Source organism: Amycolatopsis sp. NPDC058340, assembly GCF_042723975.1.
Classification (GTDB): domain Bacteria; phylum Actinomycetota; class Actinomycetes; order Mycobacteriales; family Pseudonocardiaceae; genus Amycolatopsis.
This window is the reverse complement of sequence record NZ_JBHXIB010000073.1, coordinates 14788-32424: the sequence shown is the minus strand read 5'-3', so window position 1 is coordinate 32424 and position 17637 is coordinate 14788. Positions and strand designations below refer to the sequence as shown.

Here is a 17637-nt window from a genome sequence, read left to right as displayed (position 1 = left end):
CCTACCACCCGGGTCGCGCGGGCCCCCCCCCCCGGGCGGGGGGGGCGGGGCGCGGCGCTTTACCCCCCAAACCCGCGATCCGGGCGGGGCCTGGCGCGTCGCGTTTAGCGGGCTAAACGCGATCCGCCGGGGTTGCCCGCGCCCGGATGGCGGAGACGTCTGCGCCGATGGCCGAGACGCCAGGTTTCGGTTGTGAGACGGAAGCGTGAGACCACTGGGAGGCATGTAACGAGGCGACCCGAGGTGCCGACGTCTGGGATACGTGACGCGAGCCAAGGAGCCTCTCGATGACCACCTGCCGACTCTGCGGCTCGGCCCATCTCGCCAGTGTCGTCGACCTCGGGGCGACGCCGCCGTGCGAACGATTCCTGACCGCGGAACAGCTGGCGGAGCCGGAGCCGACGTACCCCCTGCACCTGCGGGTCTGCACCGAATGCTGGCTCGCCCAGATCCCGCCGCTGATCACCCCGGAAGAGACTTTCACCGAATACGCGTACTTCTCGTCGTATTCCGCCTCCTGGGTCGAACACGCCAAGACGTTCGTCGACGGCGCCGTCGGGCGGCTGGGGCTCGACGAGTCCTCGTTCGTGGTCGAGGTCGCCAGCAACGACGGTTATCTCCTCAAACACGTTGTGGCACAGCAGATCCGCTGTCTCGGCGTGGAACCTTCGGTGAACGTGGGCCAAGCCGCGCGTGACGCCGGGGTGCCGACGAAGACCGCCTTCCTCAGCCCCGAGACCGGACGCGAGGTCCGCGAGGACCACGGTCCCGCCGACCTCGTCGTGGCGAACAACGTTTACGCGCACATTCCGGACATCATCGGGTTCACGCACGGGCTCCGCGCCCTGGTCGCCGATGACGGCTGGGTCAGCATCGAGGTCCAGCACCTGCTGACGCTGATCCAGGAGAACCAGTACGACACGATCTATCACGAGCACTTCCAGTACTACACGGTGGAATCCGCGCGCCTGGCCCTCGCGCGCGGCGGATTGTCCGTTGTGGACGTCGAGCTCCTGCCCACGCACGGCGGTTCGATCCGGCTGTGGGCGCGCCCGGACGCCGTCGCCGGTGAGCCGAGCGAGCGGATGACGCGGGTCCTCGACGCCGAGAAGGCGGCCGGGCTGCACGAAATGTCCGGCTACACCGAATTCTCCGAGCGGGTCACCAAGGTCCGGCTCGAGCTGAACAAGTTCCTCACCGACGCCGCGCTCGAAGGCAAGACCGTCGTCGGTTACGGCGCGCCGGGCAAGGGCAACACGCTGCTGAACCACTGCGGTATCCGCCCGGACGTGCTGCGGTACACCGTCGACCGCAACCCGTACAAGCACGGCCGGTTCACCCCCGGCACCCGGATCCCGATCCTGCCGCCGGAGCGCATCGAAGCGGACCGGCCCGATTACGTGCTCGTCCTTCCGTGGAACCTCCGGAAGGAACTGACCGCCCAATTGTCCTTTGTGGACGAATGGGGCGGGAAGCTGGTCTTCCCCATCCCGCACCTGGAAATCGTCGAGGTGAAGTCGTGAAGGTAGTCCTCTTCTGCGGCGGCTACGGCATGCGGATGCGCAACGGTGACGCGTCCGACGTGCCGAAGCCGATGGCCATGGTCGGCCCCAGACCCCTGATCTGGCACGTGATGCGGTACTACGCGCATTTCGGGCACACCGAGTTCATCCTCTGTCTCGGCTACGGCGCGCACCACATCAAGGAGTTCTTCCTCAACTACCAGGAGACCACCTCCAACGATTTCGTCCTCCGCAACGGCAAGGCCGAACTGCTGTCGACCGACATCGCGGACTGGTCGATCACCTTCGTGCAGACCGGGCTCGAATCGGCCATCGGCGAGCGGCTGCGCCGGGTGCGCCCGTACCTCGAAGGCGACGAGATGTTCCTCGCCAACTACGCCGACGTCCTCACCGACGCGCCCTTGCCGGAGATGATCGAGCGGTTCACCGAATCCGACGCCGGCGCGTCGATGATGGTCGTGCCGCCGCAGTCGTCGTTCCACTGCGTCGAAATGGGCGAGGACGGCCGGATCGGCGCGCTGACCCCGGTCAGCGAGATGCCGCTGTGGGAGAACGGCGGGTACTTCGTGCTGCGCCAGGAGATCTTCGACCACATCCCCGAGGGCGGCGATCTGGTGGCCGACGGCTGCGGCGAGCTCGCCAAACGGGGCAAGCTGCTCGCGTACCCCTACCGCGGGTTCTGGAAGCCGACCGACACGGTCAAGGAACGCGTCCAGCTGGACGACGCGTACGCGCACGGAGACCGTCCGTGGGCGCGCTGGGAACGCGAAGCGGCGAGCACGGCGTGATCGAGCTCGGCACCGGCGGCGTCCGGCGGATCGTCGCGCTCGGCGCGCACTGTGACGACATCGCCATCGGGGCGGGCGGGACGTTGCTGACGATCTGCGCCGCCAACCCGGGTGTCCGCGTGGACGCCCTCGTCCTTTCCGGCGGCGGCACCGAGCGGGAGTCCGAGGAACGCGCCGCGCTCGCGGCCTTCTGCCCGGGCGCCGACGTCGAACTCACCGTGCTCAAACTGCCCGACGGCCGGTTCCCCGCGCACTGGGAAGAGGCCAAGAACGGGCTGGAGGAGCTGCGCCGCCGTACCGACCCGGACCTCGTGCTCTCCCCGCGCACGGCCGACGCGCACCAGGACCACCGCGGCCTGGCGAAGCTGGTGCCGACGGTGTTCCGCACCCATCTCCAGCTGGAGTACGAGATCGCGAAATGGGACGGCGACCTCGGCAAACCCACCGCGTACGTGCCGCTTTCGCCCGAGCGCGCCGAGGAGAAGGTCCGCCTGCTGCAGGAGCATTACGCCTCCCAGCGGCACCGGCCCTGGTACGACCGGGAAGCCTTCCTCGGCCTCGCCCGCATTCGCGGTATCGAATGCGGGCAGCGCTATGCCGAGGCCTTCGACCTCAAGAAACTGACGCTCGACCTCACTCCGAAAGGCTGAAAGCCATGCGTGTGCTGCTGACCGGGCACAAGGGCTACCTGGGCACGGTGATGGCCCCGGTTCTGGCCGCCGAAGGCCACGAGGTGATCGGCCTCGACTCCGGTCTCTACGACACCTGCGTCCTGGGCCCGAAGCCCGAAGACCCCGAAGGCTTCGAGGTCGACCTTCGTGACGTCACGGCCGAGCACGTGGCCGGGGTGGACGCGGTGATCCACCTCGGCGCGCTGTCCAACGACCCGCTCGGCTCGCTGGCGCCGGAGCTGACCTACGACATCAACCACCACGCTTCGGTCAAGCTCGCGAAGCTGGCGAAGGACGCCGGGGTCAAGCGGTACCTCTACGCCTCGACGTGCTCGGTGTACGGCGCTTCGGGCGGCGACGGCCTCGTCGACGAGGACGCGCCGCTGCGCCCGGTGACGCCGTACGCCGAGTCGAAGGTGCGGGTGGAGGACGACGTCCAGGAACTCGCCGACGATGACTTCAGCCCGGTGTACATGCGGAACGCGACCGCGTTCGGGTTCTCGCCCCGGCTGCGCGGCGACATCGTGCTCAACAACCTGACCGCCCACGCGCACCTCTCCGGCGAGGTGCTGGTGCTCTCCGACGGCACGCCGTGGCGGCCGCTGGTGCACGCCAAGGACATCGCGCGGGCCTTCGCCGCCACGCTGGTGGCACCGAAGGAAGCCGTGCACGGCAAGGCGTTCAACATCGGCACCGAACGCAACAACGTGACCGTCGCCGAGATCGCCGAAGAGGTCGTCGAGGCCGTTCCCGGCTCGACGCTGCGGATCACCGGCGAGGCGGGCGCGGATCCGCGTTCGTACCGGGTCGACTTCTCCCGGTTCCGCGCGGCGATCCCCGGTTTCGACTGCGACTGGTCGGTCAAGGACGGCGCGCTCGAACTGATCGAGGCCTACAAGACCCACGGCCTCACCGAACACGGCTTCCAGCGCCTGTTCACCCGGCTGGCACGCCTGCAGGACCGCACCGCGGCCGGCGAACTCGACGACACCCTCCGGCGACGCTGATGTCGAACAGGGACCTGGACACGGGCGCCGACCTGCGAAGGCTGGTCGAGCGCCTGTATCCGCTGTGCCGCAGCATCACCGGCGACGGCGTCCGCCGCACGCTGGAGATCGTCGGCGAGCACGTCCCGCTGGAGATCCACGAGGTGCCCACCGGCACCCAGGTACTGGACTGGACGGTGCCGCGGGAATGGAACATCCGCGACGCGTACATCAAGGACGCCACCGGCCGCCGCGTGGTCGACTTCCAGGAGTCGAACCTGCACGTCGTCGGCTACAGCGTCCCGGTGTCGCGGAAGATGCCGCTCAGCGAGCTGCGCGAACACCTGCACACCCTGCCCGACCGGCCGTCCTGGGTGCCATATCGGACCAGCTACTACTCGCCGACCTGGGGTTTCTGCCTGGCGCAGGAAGCACTCGACGCGATGCCGGACGGCGAGTACGAGGTCCGCATCGACTCCACGCTGGCCGACGGAAGCCTCACCTACGCCGAGCACGTCGTGCCGGGCGAGGTCACCGACGAGGTGATCATCTCCTGCCACACCTGCCATCCGTCGCTGGCGAACGACAACGTCGCCGGGATCGCGATCGCCGCCGCGTTCGCACAGACACTGGAGAAGCCCCACTACACGTACCGGTTCCTGTTCATGCCCGGCACGATCGGCGCCATCACCTGGCTCGCGCGCAACAACGACCGCGTCGGCCGGATCAAGGCGGGGCTCGTGCTGGCGTGCGCCGGTGACCCGGGATCGTTGACCTACAAGCGAAGCCGCCGGGGCGACGCCGAGATCGACCGCGTGCTCGCGTACGTCCTGGCCGATCGCGCGCACAAGATCGTGGACTTCTCGCCGTACGGCTACGACGAGCGTCAGTTCTGCTCCCCCGGCTTCAACCTGGGTGTCGGCTCGCTGACCAGGACGCCGTACGCGGGCTATCCCGAGTACCACACGTCGGCCGACAACCTCGATTTCGTGTCCACGGAGGCCATGGAGGAAACCCTTCAGACCTTGAAGGACACCTTCGCCGTCCTCGACCGCAACCGCAGCTACGTCAACCTCAGCCCCTACGGCGAGCCGCAACTCGGCAAGCGCGGGCTGTACGACTCGCTCGGCGGGCGAAGCGACGCCAAACAAGCCCAGATGGCCATGCTCTGGGTGCTCAACCTCTCGGACGGCGAGCACAGCCTGCTCGACGTCGCCGAGCGGTCCGGGCTGCCGTTCGATTCCGTCGTCGCCGCCGCTCGGGCGCTGCACGACGCCGGATTGCTCAAGGATTAAGAGGCCCCATGCGATCACTTCTGCGTTCCCAAGCCGTCCGGGCCATGGCCGGACGGCTCAGCTGGGGCCTCGGCGACCAGGCCGTTTCCAGTATCACCAACTTCGTGGTCGGGCTGTTCGTGGCGCGCTCGCTCGGCACGTTCGCCTTCGGCATGTTCAGCCTCGCCTGGGTCAGCTACGGCGTGGTGCTCAACCTTTCGCGCGGGCTGACGACGGATCCGCTGATGGTGCGGTTCTCCGGGGTACCCACCGAGACCTGGCGGACGGCGACCGCGAAGGCGACCGGGACGGCGCTTTCCGCGGGTGTCGTCGCCGGTGCCATCAGTGTGGGCGCCGGTCTCGTGGTTGGTGGCCCCATCGGCGGCGCGTTCATCGCGCTCGGCGTGGTCATCCCCACGCTGCTGCTGCAGGACGCGTGGCGGTTCACCTTCTTCGCCGCGGGGCACGGGAAGAAAGCGTTCGTCAACGACGTCGTCTGGGGTGTCGCCCTGATCCCGGCGCTGTTCATCGCGCACCAGTGGTTCGACACGGTCGTCGCGTTCATCCTGGCGTGGGGCCTGTCCGGCGCGGTCGCCGCCGGCTACGGCTGCCTGCAGGCCGGGGTCCGGCCGGATCCGCGCGGCACGCTCGACTGGCTCAAACACCACCGCGACCTCGGCACCCGCTACCTGATCGAAAACGTCAGCAACAGCGGCTCGACACAGCTGCGGATGTACGGGCTCGGCGCGATCGCCGGGCTCACGAGCGTCGGCGCGGTCCGCGGCGCCGAACTGCTGCTCGGACCGTTCTTCGCGCTTCTGATGGGACTTTCCCTGGTCACGGTGGCGGAAGGCGCTCGGGTGCTCCAACGGGCCCCGCACCGCCTCCGTCACTTCTGCGCCGTGCTCGGCGCGGGCCAGGCGGCCGCGGCCCTGCTCTGGGGTCTCGCCTTGCTTCTGGTACCCCACGACGCCGGCCGGTTCGTCCTCGGCGACGTGTGGGATCCCGCCTCCGAACTGATCCTCCCGGTGACCATCGGTATCGCCGCGGCGGGATTCAACACGGGGGCGGCCGCCGGATTGCGTGCGCTCGGCGCTGCGAAAAGGAGCCTTCGCGCCCAGCTGATCAACTCGGCCGGCTACGTCGGTTTCGGGCTCATAGGCGCCTTCTTGGCCGGGGCGTCCGGATCCGCTTGGGGGGTCGCGTTGGCGATCACCAGCGGGTCGGCGGTGTGGTGGCTTCAGCTCCACTCCGCTCTCAAAGAGCATCTGACTTCGGAGAAGGAAGAAATGAGGACGTCATGAGCACCGCTCCTCGGCTGAGCATCGGGCTCCCGGTCTACAACGGCGAGGACTACCTCGCCGAATCGCTGGACGCACTCCTCGGCCAAAGCTACGAGAACTTCGAGCTGATCATTTCGGACAACGCGTCCTCGGACCGCACCGAAGAGATCGGCCGCGAGTACGCGAAGCAGGATTCGCGCGTCCGCTATGTCCGCCAGCCGGTGAACATCGGCTGCGCGCCCAACCACAACTACTGTGTCGACGTCGCCCGCGGCGAACTGTTCAAATGGGCGTCCGACGACGACCTCTACGCGCGTGACCTGCTGGAACGCTGTATCGAGGCGCTCGACGAGCATCCCGAGTTCGTCCTTTCGCATTCGTGGACGGCGATGATCGACGAGAAGGCCGTCGTCACGCAGGCACTGGAGTACCCGCTCAACACGGTCTCGCCGCACGCCGCGGAACGCTTCCGCAGCACGCTGTTCGCACCCGGCGGCGACGACGACGGCGCGGTCATCCGCACCGAGGTGCTGCGCCGGGTCGCGCCACTGGACAGCTACCACCACGCGGACCGCACGATCATCTCCGAGCTGGCCCTGCACGGCCCGTTCCACCAGGTTCCCGACTGGCTGTACTTCCGGCGCGACCACCCCGGCCGTTCCGAACACGAGCACCCGACCGTGCGCAGGCGGGCCGCCAACCTCGACCCGAAACGGGCCGACAAGCTGCGCCACCCGATGGTCCGGCTGCTCGGCGAATACGTGCTCGGCTACGTCAAGGCGATCCGCAACGCGCCGATCTCCGGCGCGGAGAAGCGCGAATGCTTCCGCTACCTGCGGCAATGGATGTTCAACCGGGCGGGGAACCCGGCGATGGGGCGGATGCCCGTCCAGGCCGAGGCCGAATTGGGCCCCCGTGAAGTGTCCGTGGCCTCGGTCGTCGCAGGCCAGGAGGGACGAGTCCCTTGACCTCGCCCGTGAGAATCGGGCTGTTCGGGCTCCTCGGATCAGGGAACCTCGGCAACGACGGTTCCTTCGAGGCGGTTCTCGGGTATTTGCGCGCGGAGCATCCGGGCGCCGCGCTCAGCGTGATGTGCGGCGGTCCGGAAATCGTCGCGTCGCGCCACGGACTCGAAACGACCGCGTTGAACTGGTACGAGGGCGAGTACCGAACGGCATCGGGACCGCTGTCCATCGCCATGAAGGGTTTCGGGAAACTCGTCGACATCTTCCGCACGGCCGCGTGGGTGCGGCGCCAAGACGTGGTGATCGTGCCGGGGATGGGGGTCCTCGAATCCACCCTTCCCTTGCGTCCCTGGGGTTTCCCGTACGCGCTGCTGCTGCTTTCGGTTTCCGGCCGCCTGGTCGGCACCAAGGTGGCGCTGGTGAGCGTCGGCGCCAGCGTGAGCACGCACCGGGTCACCAGGTCCGTGATCGGGTGGGCAGCGCGGCTCGCGACGTTCCGGTCCTATCGGGACGAGCCGTCACGCGACGCGATGCGCACGATGGGCGTCGACGTCACGAACGACCGCGTGTACCCCGACCTCGCCTTCGCCCTCAGCGCGCCTTCGGAAGCGGTGCTGCCGCGGTCCGTCGGGGTCGGGGTGATGGCGTACCACGGCGGGAACGACGACCGGCACCGGGCCGCCGAGATCTACGAGTCCTATGTGGACAAGATGACCCGGTTCGTGGCTCGGCTGGTCGCCGACGGCCGCCCGGTGCGGCTGTTCATCGGCGACCGGGCCGACGCGCGGGTCGTCGACGAGATCATGCGGGAACTGGAATCCCCGCTGATCGCCGCCGCCGACACGGCCACCTTGGACGAGGTGATGCGGGCGATGTCGGCGGTCGAGACCGTCGTCGCCACCCGGTACCACAACGTCCTGTGCGCGCTGAAGCTGGCGAAACCGACGTTGTCCATCGGGTACGCCGGCAAGAACGAAGTGCTCATGACCGCGCTGGGACTCGGCGAGTTCTGCCTGTCCGCCAAGGAGATCGACTTCGACGCACTGGTGCGCCAGTTCACCGAACTCGAATCCAGGGCGGGCGAACTGACCGGGATCGTCGCGAAACGAGGCGCGGAGCAGACGCGGCTGCTGGACGAACAGTTCGCCGCGCTGTCGGCCGCCCTCCTGCCGATGGGAGTCCGATGAAGGTGATCGAAGTGCCCGCCATCGCGGGCGCGTACCTGTTCGAGCCGACCCCGCACGCCGACGAACGCGGCTTCTTCAGCCGCACTTTCGACGCCGACGTCGTCCGCTCGGCCGGGATCGACCCGAACGGTTTCCTCCAGGACAGTGTTTCCCGCTCCCGCAAGGGGGTGCTGCGCGGGATGCACCTTCGTTCGGGGCTCGGCGAGGCGAAGCTGGTGCGGTGCTCGTGGGGCGCCGTGTTCGACGTCGTCGTCGACCTGAGGCCGGATTCGCCGACGTACCTCGGCAAGGAGACGTTCGAACTGTCCGGGGAGACGCAGGTGTCGCTGTACATCCCGGCCGGGTGCGCGCACGGATTCCAGGCGCTCACCGAGTACGCCGACGTCTCCTACCGGATCGACCGCGCGCACGATCCGGCGGAGGACGTCGCGATCGCTTACGACGACCCGGAACTGGCGATCCCGTGGCCGCTTCCGGTGGCGCTCATGTCGGAGCGGGATCGATCCGCGCTCCCGCTTTCCGCCGTATTACAGAACACGAGGTGAGAGCATGACCCGTCAGCTGCCCAAATCCATGCGGGCCAACGAGCGCCTCCACGCCATGATCCCCGGCGGGGCGCACACCTACGCCAAGGGCGACGACCAGTATCCGGAGAATCTGGCACCGGTCATCTCGCACGGGCTCGGCGCGCACGTCTGGGACGTCGACGGGAACGAATACATCGAGTACGGCTCGGGGCTGCGCGCGGTCAGCCTCGGGCACGTGCACCCGAGGGTGACCGAAGCCGCCCACCGCGAGATCGACCGGGGCGCCAACTTCGCCCGTCCGTCCATTGTGGAGGAACGGGCGGCGACGAAGTTCCTCGAAACCGTGCCGACCGCCGAGATGGTCAAGTTCGCCAAGAACGGCTCGGACGCCACCACGGCCGCGGTCAAACTCACCAGGGCGGCCACCGGCAGGCCGCTGGTGGCGATCTGCCGCGACCACGCGTTCTTCTCCATCGACGACTGGTTCATCGGCACCACCGCGATGTCTTCGGGTATCCCGGACGCGATCACCGATCTCACCGTGTCGTTCCCGTACGGCGACCTCCCGGCGGTGGAACAGCTGCTGCGGGACAACGCGGGCCAGGTCGCGTGCCTGATCCTGGAGGCGTCGACCCAGCTCGAACCGCCCGCCGGTTACCTCGTCGGCCTGCGGGAACTCGCCGACCGGTATGGCTGTGTGCTGATCTTCGACGAGATGATCACCGGTTTCCGCTGGTCGGAGGCGGGCGCGCAGGGGCTCTACGGGGTCACGCCGGATCTCTCGACGTTCGGCAAGGCGCTCGGCAACGGGTTCGCCGTCTCGGCGCTGGCCGGCAAACGCGACCTGATGGAGCTCGGCGGGCTGCGCACCGGCGAGGACCGCGTCTTCCTGCTGTCCACCACGCACGGCGCCGAGACGCATTCGCTGGCCGCCGCGATCGCGGTCATGGAGACCTACACCGAAGAAGGCATCGCCGCGCGGCTCCACGCGCTCGGCGACCGGCTCGCCGCCGGGGTCCGTGAAGTCGCGGACTCGGCCGGGGTCGGGGAACACGTCGTCGTGCGCGGCCGGGCGAGCAACCTCGTCTTCGCCACGCTCGACGCCGAAAAGAACCCGTCGCAGGACTACCGAACGTTGTTCCTGCGGCAACTGGTCACGGGCGGGGTCCTCGGGCCGTCGTTCGTGGTCAGCAGCGCGTTGTCCGAAGAAGACATCGACCGGACGGTCGAAGTGGTCTCGCAGGCCTGCCTCGTGTACCGCAAAGCGCTCGACGCGGATGATCCGGCGCCGTGGCTGGGTGGCCGTCCGGTGAAGCCGGTATTTCGGAGAAGGGTATGAGCCCAGGGATCGTATATCGCTCGACCGGCACGCGGGTGTTCTGCGCCGCAGTGTCCGTACTACTGCTCCAGGTCACCGGATCGAACACAGTGGACACAGCGGTGGCGTCCGAAGAGCCGGCTCGAGGGGTGTGCGGCACGACCGTCGGCGTCCCTTCCGCCCCGGAAGGCGCCCAGGTCGTCGATCCAGGCACCGATCTGACCGACAGGACCCGGTTCAGCCCGCCGGGGACCACGTTCTGGCTGTCACCGGGCGAGCACACGCTGAGTTCCGACCAGTTCGGCCAGGTGATGCCGAAGGACGGCAACGTCTACCTCGGCGCACCCGGCGCCGTGCTCAACGGACGCGGGATCAACCGCGCGGCCTTCACCACGCCGGCCAAGGACGTGGTGATCCGCGGGCTGACCATCCGCGGTTTCGTCGCCGAACGCGACCAGGGTGTGGTCAACCACGATTCGGGCGAACGCTGGACCATCGAAGGCAACGTCATCGAGGACAACGACGGGGCCGCGATGATGACCGGCTCCGGCCAGCGGGTGATCGGGAACTGCCTGCGGAACAACGGGCAGTACGGCATCAACGCCTATCGCTTCGGTGGCGGGCTGAGCAACCTGGTGGTCGAAGGCAACGAGATCACCGGGAACAACACCGGCGACTGGGAGACGAAGATCCCGGGCTGCGGTTGCAGCGGCGGGGCGAAGTTCTGGGCCGTGAACGGCGCCGACGTCACCGGGAACTGGGTCCACCACAACCACGGTGTCGGGCTCTGGGCCGACACGAACAACAACGATTTCCTCATCCAGGACAACCTGATCGAGGACAACGCGTCCGAGGGCCTGTTCTACGAGATCTCCTACAACCTGGAGCTGATCGGGAACACCTTCAACCGGAACGCGCTGGTGCAGGGCCGGAAACGGGCCGCCAAGGGCGACAACTTCCCGGTCGCGGCGGTGTACCTCAGCGAATCGGGCGGCGAGCCGAGGCTGCCGGCCCGGACCAGCCGGATCGACATCCGGGGCAATATGTTCTCCGACAACTGGTCGGGGATCACGTTGTGGGAGAACGCCGACCGGTTCTGCAACAGCCCGGCGAACACCTCCACGCTCTCCTGCACGGCGCTGGTCTCCCCGACTTCCGCCTGCTCCGATCCGGGTATCGCGACCGAGCCGCTGTACGGCGACTGCCGTTGGAAGACCCAGCGCGTTTCGGTGCACGAGAACACCTTCGAGTTCGACTCGGCGATGGAAGGCTGTCTCGGCCTGTGCGGGCGGATGGCGGTGCTCTCGAACTACGGGACCTTCCCGGCCTGGTCGCCGTACCGGGGTTCCGTGATCTCGGAGGCGATCACCTTCCGGCAGGACAACCGGTGGTACGACAACCAGTACTACGGGCCGTGGACGTTCGTCGCCCACGACACCTCACGGCGGCTGACCGCGGCGCAATGGCAGGCGGCGCCCTATCTGCAGGACGCGTGCAGCGGTTTCGGAGAGCCGGTGACCTGCTGAAGGTTCACCTGTAAGTGTCCATCTGGGACGGTCCATACTGGCTTACCGTTTTCAGTATGCCGACGTTCCTCGTAATGGTGCTGCTGCTCGCGACAGGAGTCGTCCCGGCCTCGGCGGCTCCTGTCGCGGCCTGCGCCGCGGGGCCGGTGAGCCCGGGGAAACCGGACGGCGCCGTGGTCGTTTCCCCGGGAAACGACCTTTCCGCGAAAACCCGCGAACTCCCCGCCGGCACGACGTTCTGGCTGACCGACGGCAAGCACACGCTGGGCCCGGACGAGTTCGGGCAGATCATCCCCAAGGATGGCAACGCCTACCTCGGCGCCCCCGGTGCCGTACTGGACGGTGGCGGCGTCAACCGCTACGCGTTCACTCAGCAGGCTCGCGACGTCGTCATCCGCGGCCTCACGATCCGCGGTTTCGCGGCGCCACGCGATCAGGGCGTCGTCAACCACGACTCTGGGGAACACTGGACCATCGAAGGCAACACGATCGAGGACAACCGCGGCGCCGCGATGATGGCGGGACCGCGTCAGCAGATCATCCGTAACTGCCTGAGGAACAACGGCCAGTACGGCATCAACGCGTACCGGGCGGGCGACGGGATCACTGGGCTGCTCGTCGAGGGCAACGAGATCACCGGCAACAACACCGACGACTGGGAAACGAAGGAACCCGGCTGCGGCTGCACCGGCGGCGCGAAATTCTGGGCCGTGAACGGCGCCGACATCCGCGGCAACTGGGTGCATCACAACCACGGCGCCGGACTGTGGGCGGACACGAACAACAACGACTTCCTCATCGAGGACAACCTGATCGAGGACAACGAGGCGGAGGCGTTGTTCTACGAGATCTCCTACAACGTCGTGGTCCGCGGGAACACCTTCCGGCGGAACACCCTCGTGCAAGGCCGGGCCTTCGCTGCTCGCGGGGACGATTTCCCGGTCGGGACGGTGTACATCTCGGAATCCGGCGGCGAGCCGAGGGTGCGGGCCCGGACTTCGCTGGTGGAGATCACCGACAACGTCTTCGAGGACAACTGGTCCGGAATCACCCTGTGGGAGAACGCGGACCGCTTCTGCAACAGCCCGGCGAACACGTCCTCCGGCTCTTGCACGCTTCTCGTCCCTTCGGTCTCTTCCTGTTCCGCGCCGGCGATTTCGTCGCGTCCGTTGTATGACGACTGCCGGTGGAAGACCCAGCGGGTTTCGATCCACGGCAACAAGTTCTCCCACGGAGCTTCCTGCTCGGGATATTGCGGGCGGATGGCGCTTTTGGCGAACTTCGGGACTTATCCGGAGTGGTCGCCTTATCGGGGTTCCTCCGTTTCGGACGCTGTCACTTTCCGGCAGGAGAACCGGTGGTATGACAACGCTTATGCGGGTGATTGGCGGTTCGTCGTTCATGACACTTCGCGGACCGTGGGGGTTTCGGGGTGGCAGGGGTCTCCTTACTTGCAGGATGCTTGTAGCTCTTTTGGGGATGGTGGGTGCTGAACTCGCGGGCGGAGTCTGCGCGACGATGTGGGAATTGGGACGTTGAGTGTCCCAATTCCCACATCGTCACCAGCTTTTTCTCATGAGAGGAACTTTCATGCACTCTGCGAGGGAGAATTGTCGGTAGGGCGTTGCACGATGTTCCGGTGCGACGAGGAAGCTGGACTACCGACCCCCTGCTCACCGCCCCGGGCCATCCCGAGGTGGTCCGCGCGTCCGAACTCGAGGAGATCGGCGTGCCACGCCGGACCATCTCCCGTCGATGCGCGGCGGGTGGCCCCTGGCGAACACTGCTGCCCGGAGTCGTCCTGCTCAGCAGTGGCACGCCGACCGATGAGCATCGCGTCCGCGCCGCGCTGCTCCATGCCCGGCGAGACGCGGTTCTCACCGGCGTATGGGCGCTTCGCCGACACGGCTTGGAAAGAGTTCCTGAGCAGGAGGAAGTCCACGTCCTCATACCGGCGAATCGCGGCGTGGCCGACGCCGGGTTCGCCCGAATAGAGCGGACTCACCGCCTGCCGCGCCCCCACTTCCGCGGCGACCTCCCCGTCGCCCCCGTCCCCCGAGCCGTCATCGACGCCGCCCGAAGACTCACCGACGAAGACGAGATCCAGGCGATGATGGCCGAGTCCGTCCAACGCCGCTTCTGCACCCCCGAAATGCTCACCCGCGAACTGGACCAGGCGGGACGAACCGGAACAGCGCTACCCAGACGAGCCCTGGCCCCGCTCCTGGCCGGAGCGAGATCGGTCGCCGAGGCCGACGCGTGGCGGCTCTGGCGAAGATCCGGCCTCCCGCCGGGCCGCTGGAACGTCCCGATCTTCGACGCGCACGGGAACTACATCGCCACCCCGGACTTCTGGTGCGACGAGTGCGCCTTCGCCTGGGAGATCGATTCCTGCCGCCACCACGCCGGCCTCGACGGTCATCGCGCCACCGTCGCGCGCAACGCCCGTTATGTCGCCGCGGGGATCGTCGTGCTCCAGACGTTGCCGTCCCGTCTGCGAACCGAGCCGGCGCAGGTCGAACGTGAACTGAAGGCCGCGTTCCGGACGGCGCAGGCGCGGCCGCGGCCGAACGTCAAACAGGCCGCGTGAGCCGATCCACCGTCCATCCCACCACCGGCACCACCGCGACAGCGACCCCGAACCCTCCGAAGGTGTCCGTCGGATAGTGCGCCCCCAGCGCCACCTCGGCCCACCCCATCGCGAGCCCCGCGAACGCGACGAGCCCCACCAGCACCAGAGCCCCGCCGACGGGCCCGAGTCCCCGCACGTCGATCACCAGCAACCCCACGACGGTCGCGACGGTCACCGCGAAGGCCGTGTGCCCGCTCGGATACGAGAGGAACTCGCCGTGGATCAGCCTGCCGACCAGGGGTTTCAGTCCGGTGGTCAGCGCCACCGTCACACCGCTCGCCGCCACCATGAGGATCGCGATCCGCTGTCGCCGGTGCCGCAGGCACAGCCAGCCGAACAGGGCGATCACCACGACCGCGCCCACCGGTTCGCCCGCGAAGTCGATGGCGGTCGCCAGGTACCAGAGCGGGCCTTCGACGCGGTCGACGACGGGGAGCACGAGGGCGTCCAGCCCGGCGGTGTGCGAGGTCCCGGCGTAGCGCAAGCCGAGCACGAGGGCGACGACGAAGCCGAAGGCGCCCAGGGTCCAGAGCGGGATTCGCGCCCGCGGCGGGATCGCGGGCGGGCCGGTGATCACGCGTCGATCGCGGCCTGGTAGCCGCCGACGAGCCGTTCGAGGCCGACCTTCGGCGTGAACTCCTGCTCGTACACCAGCCTGGCCGCCCAGCCCATCTCCTGGTTCCGTTCGGCGTCGCCGACGATCTCCCGCAAGCGAGCCGCGAGGGACTCGGCGTCGCCGGGTTCGTGCAGCAGGCCGGTGACGCCGTCCTCGACGAGCTCGCGGAAGGCGCCGTGCGCGGCGGCGACGGTGGGGACGCCGGCGGCCATCGCCTCGACCACGACCAGCCCGAACGCCTCCAGCCATTCGGACGGGGCGATGACGGCGTTGGAGCGGGCGATCAGGTCTTGACACTCCACTTTGGACTGAAGGCCGACGTAGCGGACGTCGTCGCGGCCGTGGGCCCAGCGCGCGACCTCGTCCTGCATCGGGCCGGTGCCGGCGATCACCAGCGGCGGCAGCGGACCGCCCGCCGCGACGAGCCGATCCCACGCCTTCATCAGCAGTCCGATGCCCTTTTCCTCGGTGATCCTGCCGAGGAAAAGCAGGTGCTCCCCCGCGCCCCTGCGTGTCTTGCCAGGGTCGATGACGTAGTTGTACTTCACCGCGAGCCGGTCGGCGGGCATCCCGGCGGCGATCAGGATCTCGCGTTGCGCCTTCGAGATGCAGAAGAACTTCGAGACACCGGACCACCAGCGCTTGCGGTTCAGCACCATGCTCGCCGCCATCGGCACGGTGGCGAGCCCCGAACCGCGGTAGCACCCATGCCGCACCGCCGGGATCGGCTTGCGTCCAACGCAGTCGGTGCAGATGTAGCCCTCGCGGTACAGCGTGCCGGGCGGGCAGATCTGGGTGTAGTTGTGCACGGTCGCGACCGTCGGCACCCCGGCGTCCGCGCACGCGGCCAGCACGGACGGCGAAAGCAGCGGGAACGTGTTGTGGATGTGGACGACGTCCGGCCGGTCGTCGGCGAGGCGCCGGGCCAGCTCCGCGCGCACCGCCCGGTTCCACGGCACCTGCAGCGGGACGACGGCCTTGCGCGGCAGCGACATTTCCGCGATGTCGTCGCTGCGCCGCTCGAACAGGTCCACCTCGTGCCCCGCCTCGGCCAGCAGCGCGGTCTCCTGGTCGACGACGTTGTTCTCGCCGCTCGGCTGCTCGGATCGGTACCGGTTGTGGATCACGAGGACCTTCACGCGCGCTCCTTGGAAAGCTCAGGGTCGCTTCGCACCAGCAGCGACGCGGCCAGCGCCAGGTGCAGCAGGTACGGCGACGCGTCGCCGAGGCCCGCCTCGGTGTAGGAGGCGGAAAGACAGTAGGTGATCAGGAAGATCGCGCAGGCCCTGGCAGGCGACGGCGGCCGCAGCACCGCGACCACGATCAGCACGAGCAGGAACGCGGCCACGATCGCGATCCCGACATAGCCCTGCTCGTGGTAGACGGCGAGCCAGCTGCTGTCGATCGGGAGCCCGTCGTAGGACTTGTCCGTCAGCCCGACACCGAACAGGTACTCCAGTGTCGTCCGCGGCGCGTCGAGCAGCGCGTCCCACACCTTCGCGCGGCCGGTGAGGCTGGAGAAGTTCTCCTCGGACTGCCCCCGCAGGAACCAGGTCTGCAGCAGCCCGCTCAACGCCACCGCGCAGAACACCCCGACGAGGACCAGCCCGGTGAACACCTTGCGCGCGCGGGCGCTGGACATCCACTGCGACATCAGCGCCACCACGGTCCCGGCCACCAGTCCGAGCATCGCGGTGCGGGTGTGCGTCAGCAGCAGGATCGCGAACGACGGCACGATGACCACCAGCGCGTTCCGCCGCTCCAGTTTCCCGCCGAGCCACAGCAGCACCGTGAGGCCGATGACGACGGCCGCGTACTGGCCGACCTGCGGCGGCGTCAGCGGCCACAGCGTGCCGGTGAGCCGTCCGCCGTATTCGAACGGCAGCGCGTTGCCCGGGCCCAGCGCGAGCCCGATCACCACCGTCACCAGCACCACGCCGTAAGCCCGGATATGCGTGCGGACGAGGTCGAGACCGCCGTTCCACCAGCGGGTCAGCAACCACAGCGTGCTGATGAACAGCGCGAACCGGAAGCAGCGGAACAGCGCGCCGAAGCCGCCTTCCAGGTTCAGGCTCGAAAGCACGCTCAGCACCAGCAGCACCGTGAGCAGGAAGAGATAGGCGCTCGGCCTGATCCGCAGCCTGGCGTTCAGCGCGAGCGCGATCACGAACGCCGCCCCCAGCGCGCCCATGGTGATCAGCTGGCTGACCGACCTCGGCAGCGGGATGACCGTCTTCGCCCCTGTCGAGCCCAGCGTGTTGATGATCAGCAACGTCCAGGCGATGGAGACCGCCTTGGGGGTACTGCGGATCGCCGCCGGACGGACCGCGGGTTCGAGCAT

The 17637-nt window shown here is 68.2% G+C and carries 16 protein-coding genes; 13 read left to right on the top strand and 3 right to left on the bottom strand.

Translation table 11 applies throughout. The features are described from left to right. Positions 1 to 287: 287 nt before the first annotated feature. The 13 genes from ACFWIW_RS39575 to ACFWIW_RS39515 all read left to right on the top strand — a co-directional run bounded on the left by ACFWIW_RS39575 (position 288) and on the right by ACFWIW_RS39515 (position 14638). Positions 288 to 1523: a class I SAM-dependent methyltransferase gene (locus ACFWIW_RS39575; RefSeq protein WP_378373181.1), complete on the top strand. Its 1236-nt coding sequence runs from the start codon at positions 288 to 290 to the stop codon at positions 1521 to 1523. Then, entirely contained in the window at positions 1520 to 2311 is a 792-nt protein-coding gene (locus tag ACFWIW_RS39570) for a sugar phosphate nucleotidyltransferase (RefSeq protein ID WP_016331016.1), read from the top strand. The genes ACFWIW_RS39575 and ACFWIW_RS39570 overlap by 4 nt, the downstream gene beginning before the upstream one ends. Next, a complete protein-coding gene (locus ACFWIW_RS39565; RefSeq protein ID WP_378373183.1) occupies positions 2308 to 2961 on the top strand; it encodes a PIG-L deacetylase family protein in 654 nt (217 codons plus the stop codon). Before ACFWIW_RS39570 ends, ACFWIW_RS39565 begins: the two co-directional genes overlap by 4 nt. 5 nt (positions 2962 to 2966) lie before the next feature. After that, positions 2967 to 3989 carry an NAD-dependent epimerase/dehydratase family protein gene (locus ACFWIW_RS39560; RefSeq protein ID WP_378373180.1) on the top strand — a complete coding sequence of 341 codons (1023 nt, stop codon included), beginning with the start codon at positions 2967 to 2969 and terminating at the stop codon, positions 3987 to 3989. Continuing rightward, complete coding sequence (locus ACFWIW_RS39555) at positions 3989 to 5263, top strand: DUF4910 domain-containing protein (protein ID WP_378373179.1); 1275 nt, start codon at positions 3989 to 3991, stop codon at positions 5261 to 5263. The genes ACFWIW_RS39560 and ACFWIW_RS39555 overlap by 1 nt, the downstream gene beginning before the upstream one ends. A gap of 8 nt (positions 5264 to 5271) precedes the next feature. Further along, positions 5272 to 6546, top strand: coding sequence for a hypothetical protein (locus ACFWIW_RS39550; protein ID WP_378373178.1), 1275 nt, complete (start codon positions 5272 to 5274; stop codon positions 6544 to 6546). Next, positions 6543 to 7493 (top strand): glycosyltransferase family 2 protein, encoded by a 951-nt coding sequence (locus ACFWIW_RS39545; protein ID WP_378373177.1) that lies wholly within the window; start codon positions 6543 to 6545, stop codon positions 7491 to 7493. Before ACFWIW_RS39550 ends, ACFWIW_RS39545 begins: the two co-directional genes overlap by 4 nt. Next, a complete protein-coding gene (locus ACFWIW_RS39540; RefSeq protein ID WP_378373176.1) occupies positions 7490 to 8677 on the top strand; it encodes a polysaccharide pyruvyl transferase family protein in 1188 nt (395 codons plus the stop codon). The genes ACFWIW_RS39545 and ACFWIW_RS39540 overlap by 4 nt, the downstream gene beginning before the upstream one ends. After that, positions 8674 to 9222, top strand: a complete 549-nt coding sequence (locus ACFWIW_RS39535) for a dTDP-4-dehydrorhamnose 3,5-epimerase family protein (protein WP_378373175.1) — start codon at positions 8674 to 8676, stop codon at positions 9220 to 9222. The genes ACFWIW_RS39540 and ACFWIW_RS39535 overlap by 4 nt, the downstream gene beginning before the upstream one ends. Before the next feature lie 4 nt (positions 9223 to 9226). Beyond that, the gene (locus ACFWIW_RS39530; protein ID WP_378373174.1) at positions 9227 to 10543 is read left to right on the top strand and encodes a glutamate-1-semialdehyde 2,1-aminomutase; all 1317 of its coding nucleotides are present in this window, start codon (positions 9227 to 9229) and stop codon (positions 10541 to 10543) included. Beyond that, positions 10540 to 12048: a right-handed parallel beta-helix repeat-containing protein gene (locus tag ACFWIW_RS39525; RefSeq protein ID WP_378373173.1), complete on the top strand. Its 1509-nt coding sequence runs from the start codon at positions 10540 to 10542 to the stop codon at positions 12046 to 12048. The genes ACFWIW_RS39530 and ACFWIW_RS39525 overlap by 4 nt, the downstream gene beginning before the upstream one ends. A gap of 56 nt (positions 12049 to 12104) precedes the next feature. Beyond that, entirely contained in the window at positions 12105 to 13541 is a 1437-nt protein-coding gene (locus tag ACFWIW_RS39520; protein WP_378373172.1) for a right-handed parallel beta-helix repeat-containing protein, read from the top strand. A gap of 146 nt (positions 13542 to 13687) precedes the next feature. Next, complete coding sequence (locus ACFWIW_RS39515; protein WP_378373171.1) at positions 13688 to 14638, top strand: hypothetical protein; 951 nt, start codon at positions 13688 to 13690, stop codon at positions 14636 to 14638. On the opposite strand, the gene ACFWIW_RS39510 is transcribed toward ACFWIW_RS39515, so the two are convergent. From ACFWIW_RS39510 to ACFWIW_RS39500, 3 genes are read right to left on the bottom strand one after another with little or no spacing between them, the layout of a single operon-like run. Next, a complete protein-coding gene (locus ACFWIW_RS39510; protein ID WP_378373170.1) occupies positions 14622 to 15257 on the bottom strand; it encodes a phosphatase PAP2 family protein in 636 nt (211 codons plus the stop codon). The genes ACFWIW_RS39515 and ACFWIW_RS39510 overlap by 17 nt on opposite strands. Beyond that, the gene (locus ACFWIW_RS39505; RefSeq protein ID WP_378373169.1) at positions 15254 to 16435 is read right to left on the bottom strand and encodes a glycosyltransferase family 4 protein; all 1182 of its coding nucleotides are present in this window, start codon (positions 16433 to 16435) and stop codon (positions 15254 to 15256) included. The genes ACFWIW_RS39510 and ACFWIW_RS39505 overlap by 4 nt, the downstream gene beginning before the upstream one ends. Next, positions 16432 to 17637: an O-antigen ligase family protein gene (locus ACFWIW_RS39500; RefSeq protein WP_378373168.1), complete on the bottom strand. Its 1206-nt coding sequence runs from the start codon at positions 17635 to 17637 to the stop codon at positions 16432 to 16434. The genes ACFWIW_RS39505 and ACFWIW_RS39500 overlap by 4 nt, the downstream gene beginning before the upstream one ends.